We start from the raw sequence: 18,507 nt of genomic DNA on the forward strand, positions 1-18,507 counted from the left end.
GAGATCAGAGCGCGGGGGCGCCGACTCGCTTGAGAGCAGGTGTTTAGAAGGCCAGGCATGTCCCGAAGGCCGGAATCAGCCTGCGCCGTTCCGTGGATCCAGGAGCGCCTTGAAACCGGCGCGAGTCTTTGGCGCGTCGAAATCGGCAAAGGTCTGCATGACGCGGGCGCGTTCGGCATCCTGTCTCTGGTGCAGCACGGTGGTCAGTGCGCCAATGCTGCGGGCGATTTCCAGTTGCCGGTCGTGATCGGTGTCCGTCAGCGTGCCAAAGACAGAGGACAGCGCTTTTTGCTGGACGACGCTGTCGTTGAAATCGCCCAGGTTGTCCTGAAGCTTTTTCAGCGCCTTGATGAGGCGTGTCATATCGGATTGGCCAAAGAGCGGCGCAAAAAACTCCATCAGGTAGCGCAGTTTCTTGCACTGGATACGCAACCGGTGAATTTCCGCGTCCGGCGTGTCCGAGTCGATTGCCCGGGCGACCTTGCGGACCTTGCGGTAGCGTTTTCGGATCAGTTGTTGGGCGTAGTCGCGGGCGGGATGGTCGGCCTCATCCCCCCTGTCCAGACGCTCGTGCGGCGTGGCAAAGAGGTCATGCAGGGCCGTGATTTCGGCGTCGTATGTCTCGCTCCGGAGATGGCGGCAGAGCGCGTCATGGGCACCGTGACGCTCCTTGGCAAAATGGTCGAAGAGCAGGTCGACGCCGGGGCGCAGGCTGTCGGGAACCATCTGCACGTAGCGGGGGCGTTCGATCAGGTAGACGTCGAGATCCCGCAAGCGCCCCGTGACCGACATGAGGGCCGAAAACCGGGCCTTGAGGTCCGCGGCCTGACCCGGGCTGTAGACGCCCGTAAACAAGGAGACGACAGAGCGGATCTTGCGCAGGGCGACACGGTAATCGTGCAGGAACTCACTGTCATGATCGGCGATGATTCCCGGTTCGTTGACGCGGACGACGGGCAGATGCGCGGCGACGATCGCCGAGGCCGCGTCAAAGGCAGGTGTGTCTGGCGAGAGCGCGACATCCGGTTTCGGCTGGTAGGCGGTCGCTCCGGGGGCAAGTGCTTCCAGTGCCTCGCGGGGGCAGCAGCGGGAGGGCTCGGAGCGGAGGTGTTTGACGAGCCGCTTGTAGTCGCCTTTCTGTCCGGCGAGGGGCCGCAGCCCGAGAAGGCTGATCTGCCCCCCCTTGTCCGTCGTCAGGACGCGGAGATGGCCGTGACACAGAAGCCTGTCCTTGGCGTCGCGCAGCGCGACATCCTGTGCCCCCATCTCTGCCGTGACCAGTTCAAGAAGCCTGCGCAGCGGCGACAGGTGCTTTGCAAGGATGCGCGCTACCGGGCCGTCGGGCATTTCGTCGAGGAATCCGGCCGGGGCGCTGTCCTGCCGCGTTTCGCCTCCACTTGCGTCCAGCAATGACAGGGTGTCGCCTGCCGAAAGAAGGAGCACGCCCTTGTGGGCCAGTTCCGTATCGAAACTGTCGAAAAGCCTGGCGTGCGCATGGGCCTCATGGCCCAGGACCGAGACGCGGCACTCCCCGCCAAGCGTGGCGCGGAGATCGCCGTGGAACAGCAGTGTTTTCGGTTCGGTCTTGCTCATTGCTCCGGGGCAGTCGCTTGGGGCCTTTGGCCGTTGGTCTTTCGATGGCCAGACTGTCACAGAACCGCGCCCCGGTGAACGGACGCGGGGAGGGACGTCGCGTCAGGTCGCCCCTGTGCCGTCGATCTGCCCGGGTCGGTGCCGTGTGCCTTTTTCCGCGGCTTTATCGGATTGCCCTCGCTCGCCGGCTCTGTAAACCTCCGGCGCGGGGCGACCGGCGATGTGCCGGGCAGGCGCCCTGGCTTTGGGCCGCCCGATGGGACCGTGGCGGCCGAGGGAAAGGAAACCGGCGGATGATGATTACGCCCGAATACTGCCTGGTCATGGCGCGATACAACGCCTGGCAGAACCGGCAGGTGAAACGCGCCTTCGGGGCGCTGGACGACGCGGCGCTGGTCAAGGACCGAAAGGCCTTTTTCGGGTCGATCCTGGGGACGGCGAACCACCTGCTCTGGGGGGACATGATCTGGATGTCGCGCTTTTCCGACACCCCGCGCCCCGAGGGGGGCATCAAGGAAAGCCCGGCGCTGACCGCCTCACGCGGGGATTGGGAAATCGCGCGGTTCCGCACGGATGCCGATATCCTGCTCTGGGCGGAACAACTGCGGGCGGTGGAGCTTGCGGGGGAATTGTCGTGGTATTCGGGTGCGGTGGGGCGCAATGTGTCAAAGCCGATGGCGCTGTGTGTCACGCATATGTTCAACCATCAAACCCACCATCGCGGCCAGATCCATGCCATGCTGACGGCCGCCGGTGTCGCGGCCCCGGTGAGCGATCTGGCCTTCATGCCGGAAGAGGGCCCCTGGCTGTGACCGGGACGCCGGACGGACGCTGTTTCGCCTGACGGCGAAAGACGCCCCGCCCGCCGTCCCGCAGGGGCCGTGTAAAACGAAATCAGAGAAGGGAGAGACCCATGTTCAAGGCACTGGTTGTCGACAAGGACGAAGAGAGCGGCAAGACCTCTGCCGCGGTACGGGACATCGGTCTGGATGACCTGCCCGGCGGCGAGGTGACGGTGGCGGTCGAGTATTCAACCGTCAACTACAAGGACGGGCTGTGCATCGGTCCGGGGGGCGGGCTTGTCCGCAAGTACCCGCATGTGCCGGGCATCGATTTTGCCGGTACGGTCGAGGACTCCTCGGACGACCGCTACAAGCCCGGCGACAAGGTCGTGCTGACCGGCTGGCGCGTCGGAGAGGCGCATTGGGGCGGCTATGCGCAAAAGGCGCGGGTCAAGGCCGACTGGCTGGTGCCACTGCCCGAGGGGATGGACTCGCGCGCGGCCATGGCCGTGGGCACCGCAGGGCTGACCGCCATGCTGGCGGTCATGGCGCTGGAAGATCACGGGCTGGAGCCGGGTCACGGGCCGGTCCTGGTGACGGGGGCCGCTGGCGGTGTCGGCTCGGTCGCCACGGCGATCCTGGCTCGTCTGGGCCACGAGGTGGCTGCGGTTACCGGACGGCCGGAACAGGAAGAGTACCTTCGCGGGCTGGGTGCCACGCAGATCGTGCCGCGCGAGGACCTGTCGGAAGTCACCCGCAAGCCGCTGGAAACCGAGCTTTGGGCCGGTTGCGTCGATGCGGTTGCGGGAGCGATGCTGGGCCGGGTGCTGAAGCAGATGAAATACGGCACCTCCGTCGCGGCCATCGGCCTTGCCGGCGGCGCGGCGATCGAGGGCGCGCTCATCACGCCCTTCATCCTGCGCGGCGTCAACCTTTTGGGTATCGACAGTGTCATGCAGCCTTATGACAACCGCGTCCGCGCCTGGCAAAGGATCGCGCGCGACCTGCCGATGGACAAGCTGGAGGCGATGGTCCAGCCGGCGACCCTTTCGGACCTTCCCGGCTTGGGCAAGGACATCCTCAAGGGGCAGGTCAAGGGCCGCGTGGTGGTGGATGTGAACGCATGAGCTATGACGACCAGAATATCTTTGCCAAGATCCTGCGGGACGAGATCCCCTCGACCCGGGTCTACGAGGACGCGGACACGCTGTGCTTCATGGACATTTTCCCGCGGGCCGACGGTCATTGCCTGGTGATCCCAAGGACAGCCTGCCGCAACCTTCTGGACGCCTCGGCCGACCAGCTCGCCAGCGTCATGGCGACGACGCAGAAGGTGGCGAAGGCCGCAATGTCGGCGCTGGGCGCGGACGGTGTCACCGTGCAGCAGTTCAACGAGGCGCCGGGGGGGCAGGAGGTCTTTCACCTGCATTTCCACATCCTGCCACGCTGGGAAGGCGTCTCTCTGCGCCCGCCGGGGCAGCCCGGGGACATGGCGCAGATCTCGGAAATTGCCGGGAAAATGAGCAAGGCCCTGGACGGAACCGCATGACATGACCCGCGCCCGCTGGGGCGGGCCTTGCCTTTGACAGCCCCGCTGCCGGTTTCCGGTGGCGGGGCTATTTTGTTGTTCTGGCAACATTTTTGCGACCGGGGATGTCGCTTTTGGGGTCTCGAGTGTCTTGATGATTTGTCCTTAACCTCGTTTCCGGGTTAGGCTTTGAAGGTCGAGACGCCGAGCAGGGCGTCACGGACATGCAAGTGCCGGAAGACCGTTCCGCCCAGGGCGCACGCTTTCGGCAAGAAAAATCAAAGGGAGTGGGACGTGTTCAAACGGATCATGGTGCCGGTCGACCTCAAGCACATAGATCGCCTTGAAAAGGCGCTCGGATGTGCGGCCGACCTGGCACGACACTACGAGGCCACGGTGGTCTATGTGGGTGTCGCGGCGGCGACCCCCAGTTCCATCGCGCATACGCCGGCGGAATTCGCCGAGAAACTCAAGGAATTCGCCGAGGCGCAGGCCGGGGCGCATGGGGTATCGACCGAACCCCACGCCGTCACCAGCCACGACCCGTCGATTGACCTGGACCCGACGCTGTTGAAGGCGGTGGACGAGACCGGCGCGGACCTGGTCATCATGGCCAGCCATATTCCCAACATCACCGATTACATCTGGCCCTCGAACGGGGGCACGGTGGCGGGCCATGCCAAGGTTTCGGTCATGGTGGTGCGCTGACGGCGAACAATTGGCGCACAGACGCCGATCCCTCAAGGAAACGCAAGTACAGGGAGGCCTCACATGGCTGACACCTCAGACGATCAGGGCATACCGGAGCCGGAAGGCGTCTCGGACCTGATCGATACCGATTACGAAATCGGGCAGGACAACATTGAAACGCAGATCGGTCCTTTCGGTCTGGACATTCACAACCCGGTTTTCCTGATTTCCGGGCTGTCGATCATCGCTTTCGTCTTTTACACCCTCGCACTGCCGGAACAGGCGGGCGAACTCTTCAACTGGCTCTTTGGCACCGTGACCAAGGGGTTCGACTGGTTCTTCCTGGGCGCGGCGAACATCTTTGTCCTGTTCTGCCTTCTGCTGATCGTCCTGCCGGTGGGCAAGGTTCGGTTGGGTGGTCAGGACGCAACGCCGGACTATGGCTATGTCGGCTGGTTCGCGATGCTCTTTGCTGCGGGCATGGGCATCGGCCTGATGTTCTACGGCGTGTCCGAACCGATGAGCCACTTTTCCTCATCGTCCGGAGGGGCCTACCACAACGTGAGCTTTGCCGGAGACGTGCCGGAAGAGGGGGCCCCGGCCGGGTTCGAGAGCCGCGAGGCTTTTGATGCGGCGGTCGGCCTGACCAATCCCGATCCGGCGGCGCTGTCCGCCGCGCTGGACGAGGCTGTGCCGGCGGATCAACGTGACGCCTTCACCGTCTCCGCGAACCGTGCGGACTGGGCACCGCTGGGAGGTGCTGCAGCCGACGAACAAGAGGCCGTGCGTCTGGCCTTTGCGGCGACGATCTTCCACTGGGGTCTGCACCCCTGGGCGATCTATGCCATCGTGGCCCTGGCGCTTGCGCTCTTCTCCTACAACAAGGGGCTGCCGCTGACGCTGCGCTCTGCTTTCTACCCGCTCCTTGGGGATCGCGTCTGGGGCTGGTGGGGTCACATCATCGACACGCTGGCGGTCTTTGCCACGCTTTTCGGTCTGGCGACCTCTCTGGGCTTTGGCGCGACACAGGCGAACGCGGGTCTGAACGAGCTCTTCGGCATTCCCGTGGGATCGGCGACCGAAGTGGTCCTGATCACCGCGATCACCGCCGTGGCGCTGGTTTCGGTGGTGCGTGGCCTCGACGGTGGGGTCAAGGTCCTGTCCGAGATCAACATGGGCCTTGCCTTCCTGCTGCTGATCTTTGTGTTGCTGACCGGACCGACGATCCTGCTGCTCACGGGTTTCGTCGATTACCTCGTGGCCTACATCGAGTATCTTCCGGCACTGTCCAACCCGCTGACTCAGACCATTGCGGGCGAATCCGGCCGGGCCGATGTCAACTTCAGCCAGGGCTGGACCTCGTTCTACTGGGCCTGGTGGATCTCCTGGTCACCCTTCGTCGGCATGTTCATCGCCCGCGTCAGCCGTGGCCGTACCGTGCGCGAGTTCATCATCTGCGTGCTGCTGATCCCCTCGCTGGTCTGCGTGCTGTGGATGAGCGTCTTTGGCGGCACCGCTGTGCACCAGGTCGTGGCTGACGGCTATACTGCCGCGCAGAGCGCCTCGCTGGAGCTCAAGCTGTTCAAGATGCTGGACGAGCTGCCGCTGGCGGCCATCACCTCCTTCATCGGGATCATCCTGGTGATCGTGTTCTTCGTCACCTCCTCGGACTCCGGGTCGCTGGTGATCGACACGATCACGGCGGGCGGCAAGGTCGACGCGCCGGTGCCGCAGCGGGTGTTCTGGTGTATCTTCGAAGGGGCCGTGGCCATCGTGCTGCTGCTCTCGGCGGGTGGCTTGTCGTCGTTGCAGTCGATGGTGATCTCCACCGGTCTGCCGTTCACGGTGGTCCTGCTGGTGATGTGCTATGCCATCTGGAAAGGCCTGCTGGCCGAGCGGAAGGCGCTGTAAGCCCCTTTCGCCCCCCAAGACAGGAAAGGCCCCGGCGGTGACGCCGGGGCCTTTTCCGTTTCCGGCGGAGGCATGGGTTGACGCGCGGCGTCACAGGCGCATTGTCACCGCCACTTAAGAGCGATTGGGGTGACATGCTGGATATCGATTTCGTGCGGGCGCAGTTTCCCGCCTTTGCCCAACCCGCCCTGCAGGGGCAGGCCTTCTTTGAAAACGCCGGCGGCTCTTATGCCTGCCAGCCGGTGATCGACCGGCTGACGCGCTTTTACACCGAACGCAAGGTGCAGCCCTACGGCCCCTTTGCCGCCAGCGAGGCAGGTGGCGCCGAGATGGACGAGGCACGCAGCCGGCTGTCGGCGTTGCTGGGTGTGGACACCGATGAGCTGAGCTTTGGCCCCTCGACGACGCAGAACACCTATGTCCTTGCGCGCGCCTTTCGGCAGTTCATGCAGCCCGGAGAGGCGATTGTCGTCACGAACCAGGATCACGAGGCCAATTCCGGCCCCTGGCGCCGGCTGGAGGCCGAGGGTATCGAGATCCGCGAATGGAAGATCGACCCGGACACCGGCCATCTTGACCCCGAGGCGCTGGAACCGCTGCTGGATGAAAAGGTCCGGCTGGTCTGCTTTCCGCATTGTTCCAACGTCGTCGGAGAGATCAACCCGGTGACCGAGATCACCGCCCGCGCCCATGCGGCGGGGGCTTTTGTCTGTGTCGACGGGGTCAGCTATGCGCCGCACGGGTTTCCGGACGTGGGTGACCTGGGGCCGGATATCTACCTGTTTTCCAGCTACAAGACATATGGCCCCCACCAGGGCATCATGGTGATCCGCCGGACCTTGGCCGAGGTGTTGCCGAACCAGGCGCATTATTTCAACGGTGATGTGCTGACCAAGAAGTTCACCCCCGCCGGGCCGGACCATGCCCAGGTGGCGGCCTGCGCCGGGATGGTGGATTACGTCGAGGCGCTGGCTAACCATCACGGCTGCGGTGCGCATGACCTGCACGACCTGATGCGCGCGCATGAGACAAGGCTGTTGCAGCCCCTGCTGGACGCGGTTTCGGAGCGCAACGGGATCCGCCTGCTGGGGCCGCGTGATGCGGCCAACCGCGCGCCGACCGTGGCGCTGGCCTTGCCGACCTCCGCCGAAGCTGCCGCGACAGAGCTGGCCGCGCATGGGATCATGGCCGGGGGCAGCGATTTCTACGCGGTGCGCCCCTTGCAGGCGATGGGGATCGACCCGGACCGGGGGGTGCTGCGCCTGTCCTTCGTCCACTACACCGGCGAGGAAGAAGTGGCCAAGCTGATCGAGGCGCTGGACGCGGTTCTCTGATTCCGGGGCTTGCCCTTTGGCGGCACGCGCTATGTCGCATCCGGCAAGCCAGTGAAGGAGCGCGCCTTGTCCGACACCTCTCCCGTCATCCTCTGGGTCCGGCGCGACCTGCGCCTGTCCGACCACGCCGCGCTGCAGGCCGCCTGCAAGGCCGGGCGCCCGGTGATCCCGGTGGTGATCCGCGACGCGGTGATGGACGGCCTGGGGGCCGCGCCGAAATGGCGGATGGGGCTGGGCATCGGGCATTTCGCCCAGCGGCTGAAGGACAAGGGGTCATACCTTGTGCTGCGGTCTGGCGATCCGGCGGCGGTGCTCAAGGCGCTGGTGGACGAAACCGGGGCAGGGGCCGTCTACTGGATGCGGGCCTACGATCCGGCGAGTGTGGAGCGGGACAAAGCCGTCAAGTCCGCGCTGAAGGAGGCAGGCGTCGAAGCCACCAGCTTTGCCGGGCACCTGATATTCGAACCTTGGAGTGTCGAGACGCAACAGGGCGGGTTCTACAAGGTCTTTACCCCGTTCTGGAAAGCGGTGCGGGGGCGGGACGTGGCCTCTCCTTTGCCGACGCCGGGGCGGATACCGGAACCGGAAACCTGGCCGCGCAGCGAGAGGCTGGAGGACTGGGCACTGGGGGCCGCGATGCGGCGCGGTGGGGATGTCGTGCGCCCCTGGGTGCAACTGGGCGAAGACGCGGCGCAGGGCCGGCTGGGCGCCTTCATCGCAGAAAAAGTGGCAGGTTACGGAGACACGCGCGATCTGCCCTGGATCGATGGCACCTCATGCCTGAGTGAGAACCTGGCCCTGGGCGAGATCACCCCGGCGCAGTGCTGGCACGCCGGGCGCCGCGCGATGGAAGACGGCAAGAAAGGGGCCGAGACCTTTCTCAAGGAACTGGCCTGGCGCGAGTTCGCCTACCATCTGATGTGGCACACGCCGCATCTGCTGGACAGCAACTGGCGCGAGGAATGGGAGGCCTTTCCCTGGAACGAGGACGAGACCCGTGCGGAGGTCATCGCCTGGAAGCAGGGCCGCACCGGCATTCCCTTTGTCGATGCGGGCATGCGTGAGATGTATGTCTCGGGGCGGATGCACAACCGCACGCGGATGGTCGTGGCCTCTTACCTGACCAAGCACTTGCTGACGCATTGGAAGATCGGGATGCGCTGGTTCGAGGATTGCCTGATCGACTGGGACCCGGCCTCGAACGCGATGGGCTGGCAGTGGTCGGCAGGGTCCGGTCCGGACGCCACGCCCTATTTCCGGGTCTTCAATCCCGTCACCCAGCGCGACAAGTTCGATCCGAAAAGGACATACATCGAGCGCTGGATCGCCGAAGGGCGCAAGCACCCATCCGAAGAGGCGCTGAGCTATTTCGATGCGGTCCCGGTCAGCTGGGGGCTGTCCGCCTCTGACGGCTACCCGGACCCGGTGGTCGCCGCGGATGTGGGGCGCAAGCGCGCCCTCGCGGCCTATGAAAATCGCGGCTTCTGACTCCGTGCCGGAAGGCTCAGTTGGTCACGCCGCCCATGCGGTCCATCTTGACCCAGCCGCTGGAATTGCCGGCATAGGCGATCTTGCAGACCGGCTTGGCATCGGAACAGGTCTCGACATAGCCGCCTTCGCCGGGGGCGAGGGTGCCGACCTTTTGCGTGAACTCGACGTCGCTGTAGACCGCGATGGGCAGGGCGGACATGTTGAAGTAGGGGATGTCGCGCGCCACGTTGCGTTCCCAGGACCCGCCGGAAACCGGCTTGGGCTGCACTTCGCGGACGGGTTCGGACAGGGTCATGGCCGGTCGCGCCTGCGGAGCCTTGGTCTCACCTTTCTCGACGCCGACGAAACTCATCACCTTGCCGCATCCAGAGGTTGCAAGAGCCATGAGGCACACCGCTACCAAATGCTTTTTCATCTGTCATCTCCCGTTGTGAGGGAACGTTTCGCTCCGGACTGATACCAGAAAACACCATGTTGAAGAAAATCCAAAGCACAAATCCTTGCCACAGGTGGTTTGGGACATAAACTTCGATAAAATATCGGCTTCTCGAAAGAAATCTATGCTATTGACAGACACCCAGGGGCAGGACCAGCTGCCCCGGTACTTCGCGCGGGTCTTCGACATGGCACGCGGGATGGGCTGCGGCCGACTTGATTTTGTGCTGCGCGACGGGCGCGTTTTTCGCGCCGAGGGGCGCGTTCCCGGCCCGGTGGCCGAACTGCACCTGCATCATGATGACATCTTTGCCCGCCTGATCCGCGAAGGCGACCTGGGCTTTTGCGAGGCCTATCTGGACGGCTGGTGGTCTACCCCGGACCTGATGGCCTTTCTGGACCTGGTGCATGCCAACGAAGAGATGTTCGACGGCTACCCCGGCGGCGGGTTGGTGCGCATGTGGGAGCGGTTCCGCTTCTGGCTGCAATCGAACTCGAAGCGGCAGGCGAAAAAGAACATCGCCCATCACTATGACCTGGGGAACGACTTCTACGGTCTGTGGCTGGACGATACGATGACCTACTCCTCGGCCCTTTTCCGCACCGGGCAGGAGAGCCTGGAAAAGGCGCAAGAGCTGAAATACGCCTCGATGATCGACCAGATGGGGGCGCAGCCGGGCGATCATGTGCTGGAAATCGGCTGTGGCTGGGGCGGGTTCGCCGAATATGCCGCCAAGGAGCGCGGATTGCGTGTGACGGGTCTGACCATCAGCCAGGAACAGTTTGCCTATGCCCAGGAGAGGATCGCCAAGGCCGGTCTGGCCGACCGCGTGGAGCTGAAGCTGCAGGATTATCGGGACGAACGCGGTAGTTACGATGGCATCGCCTCGATCGAGATGTTCGAAGCGGTGGGCGAAAAATACTGGCCCGCCTATTTCGAAACGGTCAGCGCGCGTCTCAAACCCGGCGCCAATGCGACGCTGCAGATCATCACCGTCCAGCACAAGCGGTGGGAGATCTATCGCCGGGGCGTGGATTTCATCCAGAAGTACATCTTCCCGGGTGGCATGCTGCCCTCTCCCGAGGTGTTGCGCGCCGAGGTCGAGCGCGCGGGTTTGCAGGTGGTCCGCAGCCTGGAATTCGGCGAGAGCTATTCGCAGACCCTGCGCCGCTGGCACGAAACCTTCAACGACCGCTGGGACGAGGTGGCCAACCTGGGATTCGACGACCGGTTCCGCCGGATGTGGAATTTCTACCTCGCCTCTTGCGCGGCGACCTTTCACAGCGGTAACTGTGACGTGACCCAGATCACCATCGCAAAGCCCGCCTGACTTATGCCCAACGCCGCGAAACTGATTGCCGCCCTCGGCCTCGCGGCGCTGGGATGGCTCGTCTCTGACATGATCAAGCCGCTTGTGCCCTTCAGCGTCGATTTCGGCTGGTTCAACTACGTCAACGCGGCGATCGGTGTGCTGGTCGGCTGGCTCTTTCTGGGGCCAAGGGTGGGCCAGGGGATGACCTCGGCCATCAACAACGGAATAACCTCCGCCATTGTCATGGTCATCCTCGGCCTGTTGTCGCAGGGCGTGAACGAGATGGTCCGCCTGTCCTTTGCCCGCCGTTACGACACGCCGTTCGAGGCGATTGCCGCCATTTTCGAGATCAGCCTGGATTACGGGATGATCCTTCTCGACATGCAGGTGATCCTGACGCTGCTGGGCGGCGGGATCGTCGCCGCGCTCGTGGCCGAGGCCTTGGGCAGACGCTGGAGATAACCTTGTCAGACCTGTTTTTCTACGGAACGCTGCGGCATCTGCCGTTGCTGGAATTGGTGCTGGGCCATGTGCCCGAGGTCGAACCGGCGCAATTGCCGGATCACGCGGTGCTCTGGGCACAGGGGCAGGCCTTTCCGATGATCGTGTCCAAGTCGGGGGCACAGGCCGAGGGGGTTCTCTTGCGGGGCGTCAGCGATGCGGACCGCGCGGCGCTGGATTATTACGAAGGCGGCTTTGCCTATGAGTTGCGCCCCGTGACCGTCGAGACCGGCGCGGGACCATGCTGGGCAGAGGTCTTTTTCCCGGTGACAGAGGATCGCTGGCAACCGGGCGCGCCCTGGTCGCTGGATGATTGGCTGGCGCGCTGGGGCGGGGTGACGATGCGGGCCGCACAGGAGGTCATGGACCGCCGTGGCGCCTACGCGGCGCGCGAGGTGGCGGGGATGTTGCCGTTTTTCCGCGCGCGCGCCTGGGCGCATGAAATCGCGGCCAAGGGCGCTCCGCAAACCCTGCGCCGCGCCAGCGGGATCGAGGACGTGGACTACCAGGGGCTGCGCGGTCAGCCCTACCGCGGCTTCTTCCGGATCGACCCATTCCGCCTGCGCTATCGCCGCTTTGACGGGGAGTGGAGCGCGCCGCTTGAGCGGGAATGTTTCATCGCCTTCGACGTGGCATTGGTGCTGCCTTATGACCCGGTTCTGGACAAAGTGCTGCTGATCGAACAGATGCGCTTTGGCCCGATCCACAGGGGTGATCCTGCGCCCTGGGTGCTGGAGGCGGTGGCGGGTGTGATCGACGCGGGCGAAAGCCCCGAAGAGGCGGCGCGGCGCGAAACGGTCGAGGAGGCGGGGCTGGAGGTGCGCGCCCTGCTGCCCGCCTGCAAGGGCTATGCCTCTCCCGGCTACACGACAGAGTTCTATCATGCTTTCGTTGGGCTCTGCGATCTGTCCGGTCGTGACAAGGGGATCGGTGGGCTGGATGAAGAGCACGAGGACATCCGAAGCCATGTCGTCCCGTTCGAGCACGCGATGGAACTGATCGAGACGGGCGAGATCAATGCCCTGCCACTGGCCATGCTGATCAACTGGGTGGCGGCGCGGCGGGCCGACCTGCGCGCGGGGTGAGACGTTTCTCAAGGATTGCACTTGCGAAGCGTCAGGCGGCATTGCACAGGTCCAAGTCTGGCGCGGCCGTGATCCGCTGCGGCTTGAGTTCCCCGGACCTCGGCCCTACACCAATGGGAACACGTTTCGGAAAGGACACGTCATGCGCAATTCGCAGGACCTCGCACAGGCTGTCGGACAGACGCCGCTGATCAAGCTTCGCAAGGCGTCGGAGCTGACAGGGTGCGAGATCTGGGGCAAGGCGGAATTCATGAACCCGGGCCAGTCGGTCAAGGATCGCGCGGCGCTCTACATCATCAAGGATGCCATCGCGAAGGGCCAGCTGGCGCCCGGCGGCACCATCGTCGAGGGCACCGCCGGCAACACCGGGATCGGCCTTGCGCTGGTCGGTGCCTCGATGGGGTTCAAGACCGTCATCGTCATGCCCGAGACGCAGAGCCAGGAAAAGAAGGACATGCTGCGTCTTGCGGGGGCGGAACTGGTGCTGGTGCCGGCGGCGCCCTACAAGAACCCCAACAACTATGTCCGCTACTCCGGCAGGCTGGCCGAAAAGCTGGCCGCGAGCGAGCCCAACGGCGCGATCTGGGCCAACCAGTTCGACAACGTGGCCAATCGCCAGGCCCATATCGAGACCACCGGCCCCGAAATCTGGGAGCAGACCGGCGGCAAGGTCGACGGCTTCATCTGTGCTGTCGGCTCGGGCGGGACGGCGGCGGGTGTCGGCATGGCGCTGCAGCCCAAGGGCGTGAAATGCGGGATCGTCGATCCGATGGGGTCGGGGATCTACAGCCTCTACAAGGACGGCGAAGCCAAGCCCGAGGGCAGCTCGATCTCCGAAGGGATCGGGCAGGGGCGGATCACTGCGAACCTCGAAGGGTTCAAGCCCGACTTCCTGACCCAGGCCAGCGACGAAGAGGCGCTGCCCATCGTGTTCGACCTGCTGGCCGATGAGGGCCTCTGCATGGGCGGATCGACGGGCATCAACGTTGCCGGCGCCATCCACATGGCGCGTGAGATGGGGCCGGGGCACACGATTGTCACCGTGCTCTGCGACTATGGCACCCGCTACCAGTCCAAGCTGTTCAACCCTGACTTCCTGCGTGACAAGGGCCTGCCGACGCCGCCCTGGATGACGCGCGGACCGTCCAGCATTCCCGGTGTATTCGAGGACGCATGACCCGACAGTTCAGCAAGATTCTGCCGGCGCTTTCCGCGCTGGTGCTTTCCGTTTTCCTGTGGACCGGCGCGGCGCTGGCCCAGCAGGATACACCACCAGACTATACCGCCTGGGAGACCGTCGCCACGCGGGCCGAGGCGATGATCGATGCCGAGCGCGCCTCTGACGAACGGCTGGAAAACCTGCGGGCGCAGATCGCGCAATGGCGCGAGCAGTTCCTGGCTGCGCAGGGCACCAACGCCTCGCGCATCGAGACCCTGCAGGCGCAGCTTGATGCGCTGGGCCCGGTGCCGGAGGACGGCAGCGAAGCCAATGAGATCGCCGATCAGCGCGCCTTGCTGAACAAGCAATTGTCCGAGGCGCGGGCGCCTGTGCTGCGGGCCGAGGCGGCCTATTCCCGCGCCGATTCCATCGTCGGTGGGATCGACCGCATCATTCGTGAACGCCAGGCGGATGCACTGCTGGAACTGGGGACCTCGCCGCTGGATCCGACCCGCTGGCCGGTTGCCGCGAAAGAGGTCAGCGCGACCTTTTCGGATCTGTGGCAGGAAATGTCGAAACAGACCTCGGACAGGACTACGCGCGCGGCAGCGTTGAAGAACCTGCCGGTGGTCCTGTTCTTTGCCCTGCTCGGCCTGTTGTTGCTGGTGCGCGGTCCGCGCTGGGCGCGGGCCGGTGTCGAGAAACTGCGCGCGGGAACGCGGCGCGGCTCCGGCGTGTTCCGGTTCCTTGTCTCCCTTGGCAAGATCGTCCTGCCGTTCTTCGGGGTTGTGGCGCTCTTGCTGGCGATTGGCGCCACCGGTTTTACCGGCCCGACCTGGGCGGGCCTCTTGAACAATCTCGGCTCTTGGGTGGCCATGCTTTTCGGCATCCGCTGGCTGGCCGAGGAAGCGTTCAACGACGACGACAGGATCGCCGTGCTGCTGATCCCACACGAGGAACGCGCGGTTGCGCGGCGGTTGTCGAACGCGCTGGCCTTTCTCTACGTGCTGAAATCCGCTGTCGATACATTTGTCGAGATCGGCCAGTGGTCGCCCGCGACGACTGCGGTCGTGCAATTCCCGGTTCTTGCCCTGTCGGGCCTGATGCTGGTGCGGCTTGGGCGTGTGCGCAACGACGCGGCCATGGTGGGCACCCGAGAGGCGCGTGAGAACGGGCCGGGCGATTTTCGGCTGCGTTTTGCCCGGCTCTTGGGCCGGGCCTGCCAGATCGTCGGGGTTCTGGGCCCGGCCATGGCGGCCATCGGCTACTACAAGGTCGGGGAAACGATGGTCTATCCGACCATCGCGACGCTGGCGCTTGTCGGTCTGATCATGGTGGCGCAGCGGTTCATCAACAGCCTCTACGAGCTGGTTTCCGGACGCGAAGGGCAGGGGGGCGAGAGCCTCTGGCCGGTGCTGGGCGGCTTTGCCCTTGCGATGCTGGCTCTGCCGGCGCTGGCGCTGATCTGGGGCGCGCGCACGGCCGATCTGACCGAGATCTGGACCCGGGCACAGGAGGGCATCAGCATCGGCGAGACCCGGATCACCCCGATGAGTTTTGTCGTCGTGATTCTTGTCTTTGCCACCGGTTACATGCTGACACGACTGCTGCAGGGCGCGCTGCGCACCTCGGTGTTGCCCAAGACCCAGATCGACCAGGGTGGTCAGAACTCCATCGTCTCCGGCGTGGGCTATGTCGGGATCTTCCTGGCGGTCATCATCGCGGTGACGGCCGGGGGGCTGGACCTCTCCTCGCTTGCGATCGTTGCCGGTGCGCTCTCGGTCGGGATCGGTTTCGGTCTGCAGAACATCGTCTCGAACTTCGTGTCCGGGATCATCCTGCTGATCGAACGCCCCATCGGCGAGGGTGACTGGATCGAAGTCAACGGCACACACGGGATCGTCAAGGACATCTCTGTGCGCTCGACCCGGATCGAAACCTTTGACCGCTATGACATGATCATCCCGAACGCGGATTTCGTCTCGGGCACGGTGTCGAACTATACCCGGGGCAATTCGCTGGGCCGGATCATCATCGACGTGGGCGTGGCCTATGGCACCGACACGCGCAAGGCGGAACGCATCCTGCTGAACATCGCGCGGCAGCACGACCTGGTGCTGATGAACCCGGCGCCGGCGGTGGATTTCATGGGCTTCGGTGCGGATTCCCTGGACTTCCGCATTCGGGCGATCCTGTTCGATGTCGGTCAGGGCCTGGACGTCAAGACCGAGATGCGCCACCAGATCGTCGAGGAATTCGCCCGCGAGGGCATCGAGATTCCCTTTGCGCAGCGCGACCTTTGGCTGCGAAATCCGGAGGTTCTGGCCGACGCGGTCGAAAGCCGCCGGAGTGCATCTCAGGAGCAGGAGGCGCAAGAAAGCCCACCGCGCCCGGCGCCGCGCAAGTCCGGCGCCGTCATGGGAGATGAACGCGTGTCAGATGACGGAGACGAGGGATGAGCCAGCAACCGCTCTACCGCGAAGATCCCTACCTGCGCGATGCCTCTGCAGAAGTCGTGGCCCTGACCGACGAGGGTGGCATCGTGTTGTCGCAGTCCCTCTTCTATCCGACCGGCGGTGGCCAACCCGGCGACAGTGGCTGGCTGGAATGGGATGGCCGGACGCTGGAAATCGCGACCGCGGTCAAGGGAGACGGGGGCGTCTCTGTCCTTGTGCCTGCGGAACCGGCGAAACTGCCGGCGGTCGGGACGAGGCTTGTGCAGACACTGGACTGGGAACGGCGGCACAAGCACATGCGTATTCACACCGCGCTGCACCTGCTGAGCGTGGTGATCCCCTTGCCGGTGACGGGTGGGCAGATCGGCGCCGGGACCGGGCGCCTGGATTTCAAGATGCCGGAACCGCCGCAGGATCGCGACGCGGTGGAAGAGGCCTTGAATCGTCTGGTGGACCGCGACCTGGAAGTGACGGAAGGCTGGATCACCGAGGCGGAACTGGATGCACGTCCGGAACTGGTCAAGACCATGTCCGTGCAGCCGCCGCGCGGCGCGGGCCAGATCCGGCTGGTCCGGATCGGCTCGGGGAGTGAGCAGGTGGACCTGCAGCCCTGCGGCGGCACCCATGTCGCCCGCACCGGAGAGATCGGCGCGCTGAAGCTGGGCAAGATCGAGAACAAGGGCAAGCAGAACCGGCGCGTGACCATCGCGCTGGCGTGATGGTTTGGCCTGGAAAGGCCAAGGACGGGACGGTTGCAAAAATGAGCGCTTCCGCGCGCTTTTATCCGCCCTTGGTGACGCGACGGCTTTGCCTTGGGTGGGTGCCTGTGGCCCTGTGGTCGACAGCTTCAGGACTCACCAGAACGAAGATCGGCGGTGATTGGGCGTCAGCGCTTTTTCAGCGGGACGCCGTAGAGCTCCATGCGGTGGCCCTTGAGCCGGTAGCCCAGTTTTTCCGCGATCTTTTCCTGCAGGGCCTCGATCTCGGGATCGACGAATTCGATCACCTCGCCGGTGTTGAGGTCGATCAGGTGATCGTGGTGTTCGCGTTCGGCGTCTTCGTACCGGGCACGACCGTCGCCGAAATCGACCCTCTCGAGGATGCCCGCCTCTTCGAACAGCTTGACGGTGCGATAGACCGTGGCGATCGAGATATTGGGGTCGCGCGCAGAGGCGCGGGCATAGAGATCCTCCACGTCCGGATGATCCGTCGCGCGTTCGAGCACCTCGGCGATGGTCCGGCGCTGGTCGGTCATGCGCAGGCCTTTGGCGGTGCAGCGGTCTGAGATGCTATCGGTCATGGGCCCGGAGTCGTTGGTCTGGCGCCCGTTTTAGGCAATGCGGCGGGCGAGGCCAAGCCTCGAACGCGGCGCGCGCGTGCGACGTAGACGGCCAGCGTGACGATGACCACCGCGCCCCCCAGGATCATCCGCCGCGAGGGGGCTTCGCCGGTGCCGAGCCAGACCCAGAGCGGGGCCAGCACGGTTTCGAGGAGCAAGAGCAGGCTGACATTGGCCGCGGCGGTGTGGCGCGACGCCTGGCTGAGGGCAAAAAAGGAAAGCGGCAGCACGAAGATGCTGGCCAGGAGGATCGCCCAAAGGGCGCCTTGGGTCATCCTGCCGGGGCCGGTGATGGCCCAGCCCGTCGTGCCGGCGATCAGCGCGCCGAGGCCGATCGCCAGAAGCAGGGGCAGGTCCGGATTGTGGCGCAGGGTGACGAAATTGAGCGCCAGCGCAAAGGCCACGCCAAGGCCGCAGGCGGCGCCCGTCAGCGCGGCCGCGTCCAGGGCAGCCGCCCCCTTGTCGGTCACGGCAATCGCCAGTCCGGCCAGAACCAGCAAGATGGCGGTCCAGGTGGCGCGCGAGGTGGCTTCGCTATGCAGAAGGCGCGCCAGAAGCGCCGACCAGACAGGCACCGTCGCCACGCCCAACAGGACCGGCGCCACCGGGGACAAGGCGATCCCCAAGGGGAACAGCATGGCATTCAACGCGTGGCAGGCGATCACCATAAGCGCGGTCGGCGCGGCAATCCCGGCAAGATCGGCGCGGCGGGTCCGGCTGGTCAATGTCCAGGCGACGAGGAAAATGACCGCCATGCAGATCCCGCGCCAGCCCAGCATCTGGAAGCCGGACATGCCGGAGAGGCGCATCAGCAGCGCATCGGGTGTCAGGATCAGCGCCCCGGCCAGGGCAAGGCCGAGGCCGAAGGCCGGGGTGCGTGTCATGAATGT

Annotated in this window: 17 protein-coding genes; 13 read left to right on the forward strand and 4 right to left on the reverse strand. The window is 64.9% G+C overall.

The window, feature by feature from the left end:
- Positions 1-75 precede the first annotated feature (75 nt).
- Entirely contained in the window at positions 76-1,593 is a 1,518-nt protein-coding gene (locus KZZ07_RS06405; RefSeq protein WP_219512972.1) for a CHAD domain-containing protein, read from the reverse strand.
- Positions 1,594-1,886: 293 nt separating this feature from the next.
- On the opposite strand from KZZ07_RS06405, the gene KZZ07_RS06410 reads away from it, so the two are divergent.
- The 7 genes from KZZ07_RS06410 (at position 1,887) to KZZ07_RS06440 (ending at position 9,326) form a co-directional block, all read left to right on the forward strand.
- Entirely contained in the window at positions 1,887-2,405 is a 519-nt protein-coding gene (locus tag KZZ07_RS06410; RefSeq protein ID WP_255564193.1) for a DinB family protein, read from the forward strand.
- Positions 2,406-2,506: 101 nt separating this feature from the next.
- Complete coding sequence (gene acuI, locus KZZ07_RS06415; protein WP_219512973.1) at positions 2,507-3,502, forward strand: acryloyl-CoA reductase; 996 nt, start codon at positions 2,507-2,509, stop codon at positions 3,500-3,502.
- Entirely contained in the window at positions 3,499-3,924 is a 426-nt protein-coding gene (locus tag KZZ07_RS06420; protein ID WP_219512974.1) for an HIT family protein, read from the forward strand. The genes acuI and KZZ07_RS06420 overlap by 4 nt, the downstream gene beginning before the upstream one ends.
- A gap of 273 nt (positions 3,925-4,197) precedes the next feature.
- Positions 4,198-4,611, forward strand: a complete 414-nt coding sequence (locus tag KZZ07_RS06425; RefSeq protein WP_043140094.1) for a universal stress protein — start codon at positions 4,198-4,200, stop codon at positions 4,609-4,611.
- A 63-nt stretch (positions 4,612-4,674) separates the two neighbouring features.
- Entirely contained in the window at positions 4,675-6,504 is a 1,830-nt protein-coding gene (locus KZZ07_RS06430) for a BCCT family transporter (RefSeq protein ID WP_219512975.1), read from the forward strand.
- Positions 6,505-6,638: 134 nt separating this feature from the next.
- The gene (locus tag KZZ07_RS06435; protein WP_219512976.1) at positions 6,639-7,838 is read left to right on the forward strand and encodes an aminotransferase class V-fold PLP-dependent enzyme; all 1,200 of its coding nucleotides are present in this window, start codon (positions 6,639-6,641) and stop codon (positions 7,836-7,838) included.
- 66 nt (positions 7,839-7,904) lie between these two features.
- Positions 7,905-9,326 (forward strand): cryptochrome/photolyase family protein, encoded by a 1,422-nt coding sequence (locus tag KZZ07_RS06440; protein WP_219512977.1) that lies wholly within the window; start codon positions 7,905-7,907, stop codon positions 9,324-9,326.
- Between the two features lie 16 nt (positions 9,327-9,342).
- Here the strand turns inward: KZZ07_RS06440 and KZZ07_RS06445 are convergent, their stop codons facing one another.
- Positions 9,343-9,744, reverse strand: coding sequence for a hypothetical protein (locus KZZ07_RS06445; protein WP_219512978.1), 402 nt, complete (start codon positions 9,742-9,744; stop codon positions 9,343-9,345).
- A 145-nt stretch (positions 9,745-9,889) separates the two neighbouring features.
- On the opposite strand from KZZ07_RS06445, the gene KZZ07_RS06450 reads away from it, so the two are divergent.
- From KZZ07_RS06450 to KZZ07_RS06475, 6 genes are all read left to right on the forward strand, one after another.
- Positions 9,890-11,095 carry an SAM-dependent methyltransferase gene (locus KZZ07_RS06450; RefSeq protein ID WP_219512979.1) on the forward strand — a complete coding sequence of 402 codons (1,206 nt, stop codon included), beginning with the start codon at positions 9,890-9,892 and terminating at the stop codon, positions 11,093-11,095.
- Between the two features lie 3 nt (positions 11,096-11,098).
- Complete coding sequence (locus KZZ07_RS06455; RefSeq protein WP_219512981.1) at positions 11,099-11,539, forward strand: TrgA family protein; 441 nt, start codon at positions 11,099-11,101, stop codon at positions 11,537-11,539.
- Between the two features lie 2 nt (positions 11,540-11,541).
- Positions 11,542-12,663 (forward strand): gamma-glutamylcyclotransferase, encoded by a 1,122-nt coding sequence (locus KZZ07_RS06460; protein ID WP_219512984.1) that lies wholly within the window; start codon positions 11,542-11,544, stop codon positions 12,661-12,663.
- Positions 12,664-12,805: 142 nt separating this feature from the next.
- Positions 12,806-13,840, forward strand: coding sequence for a cysteine synthase A (locus KZZ07_RS06465; protein WP_219512986.1), 1,035 nt, complete (start codon positions 12,806-12,808; stop codon positions 13,838-13,840).
- Entirely contained in the window at positions 13,837-16,281 is a 2,445-nt protein-coding gene (locus tag KZZ07_RS06470) for a DUF3772 domain-containing protein (RefSeq protein ID WP_219512988.1), read from the forward strand. The genes KZZ07_RS06465 and KZZ07_RS06470 overlap by 4 nt, the downstream gene beginning before the upstream one ends.
- A complete protein-coding gene (locus KZZ07_RS06475; RefSeq protein WP_219512989.1) occupies positions 16,278-16,997 on the forward strand; it encodes an alanyl-tRNA editing protein in 720 nt (239 codons plus the stop codon). Before KZZ07_RS06470 ends, KZZ07_RS06475 begins: the two co-directional genes overlap by 4 nt.
- Before the next feature lie 167 nt (positions 16,998-17,164).
- Here KZZ07_RS06475 and KZZ07_RS06480 read toward each other — a convergent pair whose 3' ends face one another.
- Together KZZ07_RS06480 and KZZ07_RS06485 are read right to left on the reverse strand one after the other, a co-directional pair.
- Positions 17,165-17,578, reverse strand: a complete 414-nt coding sequence (locus tag KZZ07_RS06480) for a Fur family transcriptional regulator (RefSeq protein ID WP_219512990.1) — start codon at positions 17,576-17,578, stop codon at positions 17,165-17,167.
- Positions 17,575-18,501, reverse strand: coding sequence for a DMT family transporter (locus KZZ07_RS06485; RefSeq protein ID WP_219512991.1), 927 nt, complete (start codon positions 18,499-18,501; stop codon positions 17,575-17,577). The genes KZZ07_RS06480 and KZZ07_RS06485 overlap by 4 nt, the downstream gene beginning before the upstream one ends.
- Positions 18,502-18,507: the final 6 nt, after the last annotated feature.

The organism is Mameliella sp. CS4 (assembly GCF_019392335.1).
GTDB lineage: Bacteria > Pseudomonadota > Alphaproteobacteria > Rhodobacterales > Rhodobacteraceae > Antarctobacter.

Bases quoted from the DNA above. Each gene is read 5' to 3' on its own strand.
- KZZ07_RS06450 (WP_219512979.1), top strand. From the start codon at position 9,890: ATGCTATTGACAGACACCCAGGGGCAGGACCAGCTGCCCCGGTACTTC.
- KZZ07_RS06435 (WP_219512976.1), top strand. From the start codon at position 6,639: ATGCTGGATATCGATTTCGTGCGGGCGCAGTTTCCCGCCTTTGCCCAA.
- KZZ07_RS06485 (WP_219512991.1), bottom strand. From the start codon at position 18,501: ATGACACGCACCCCGGCCTTCGGCCTCGGCCTTGCCCTGGCCGGGGCG.
- KZZ07_RS06420 (WP_219512974.1), top strand. From the start codon at position 3,499: ATGAGCTATGACGACCAGAATATCTTTGCCAAGATCCTGCGGGACGAG.
- KZZ07_RS06480 (WP_219512990.1), bottom strand. From the start codon at position 17,578: ATGACCGATAGCATCTCAGACCGCTGCACCGCCAAAGGCCTGCGCATG.
- KZZ07_RS06475 (WP_219512989.1), top strand. From the start codon at position 16,278: ATGAGCCAGCAACCGCTCTACCGCGAAGATCCCTACCTGCGCGATGCC.
- KZZ07_RS06445 (WP_219512978.1), bottom strand. From the start codon at position 9,744: ATGAAAAAGCATTTGGTAGCGGTGTGCCTCATGGCTCTTGCAACCTCT.
- KZZ07_RS06410 (WP_255564193.1), top strand. From the start codon at position 1,887: ATGATGATTACGCCCGAATACTGCCTGGTCATGGCGCGATACAACGCC.
- KZZ07_RS06465 (WP_219512986.1), top strand. From the start codon at position 12,806: ATGCGCAATTCGCAGGACCTCGCACAGGCTGTCGGACAGACGCCGCTG.
- KZZ07_RS06405 (WP_219512972.1), bottom strand. From the start codon at position 1,593: ATGAGCAAGACCGAACCGAAAACACTGCTGTTCCACGGCGATCTCCGC.
- KZZ07_RS06455 (WP_219512981.1), top strand. From the start codon at position 11,099: ATGCCCAACGCCGCGAAACTGATTGCCGCCCTCGGCCTCGCGGCGCTG.
- KZZ07_RS06470 (WP_219512988.1), top strand. From the start codon at position 13,837: ATGACCCGACAGTTCAGCAAGATTCTGCCGGCGCTTTCCGCGCTGGTG.
- acuI (WP_219512973.1), top strand. From the start codon at position 2,507: ATGTTCAAGGCACTGGTTGTCGACAAGGACGAAGAGAGCGGCAAGACC.
- KZZ07_RS06430 (WP_219512975.1), top strand. From the start codon at position 4,675: ATGGCTGACACCTCAGACGATCAGGGCATACCGGAGCCGGAAGGCGTC.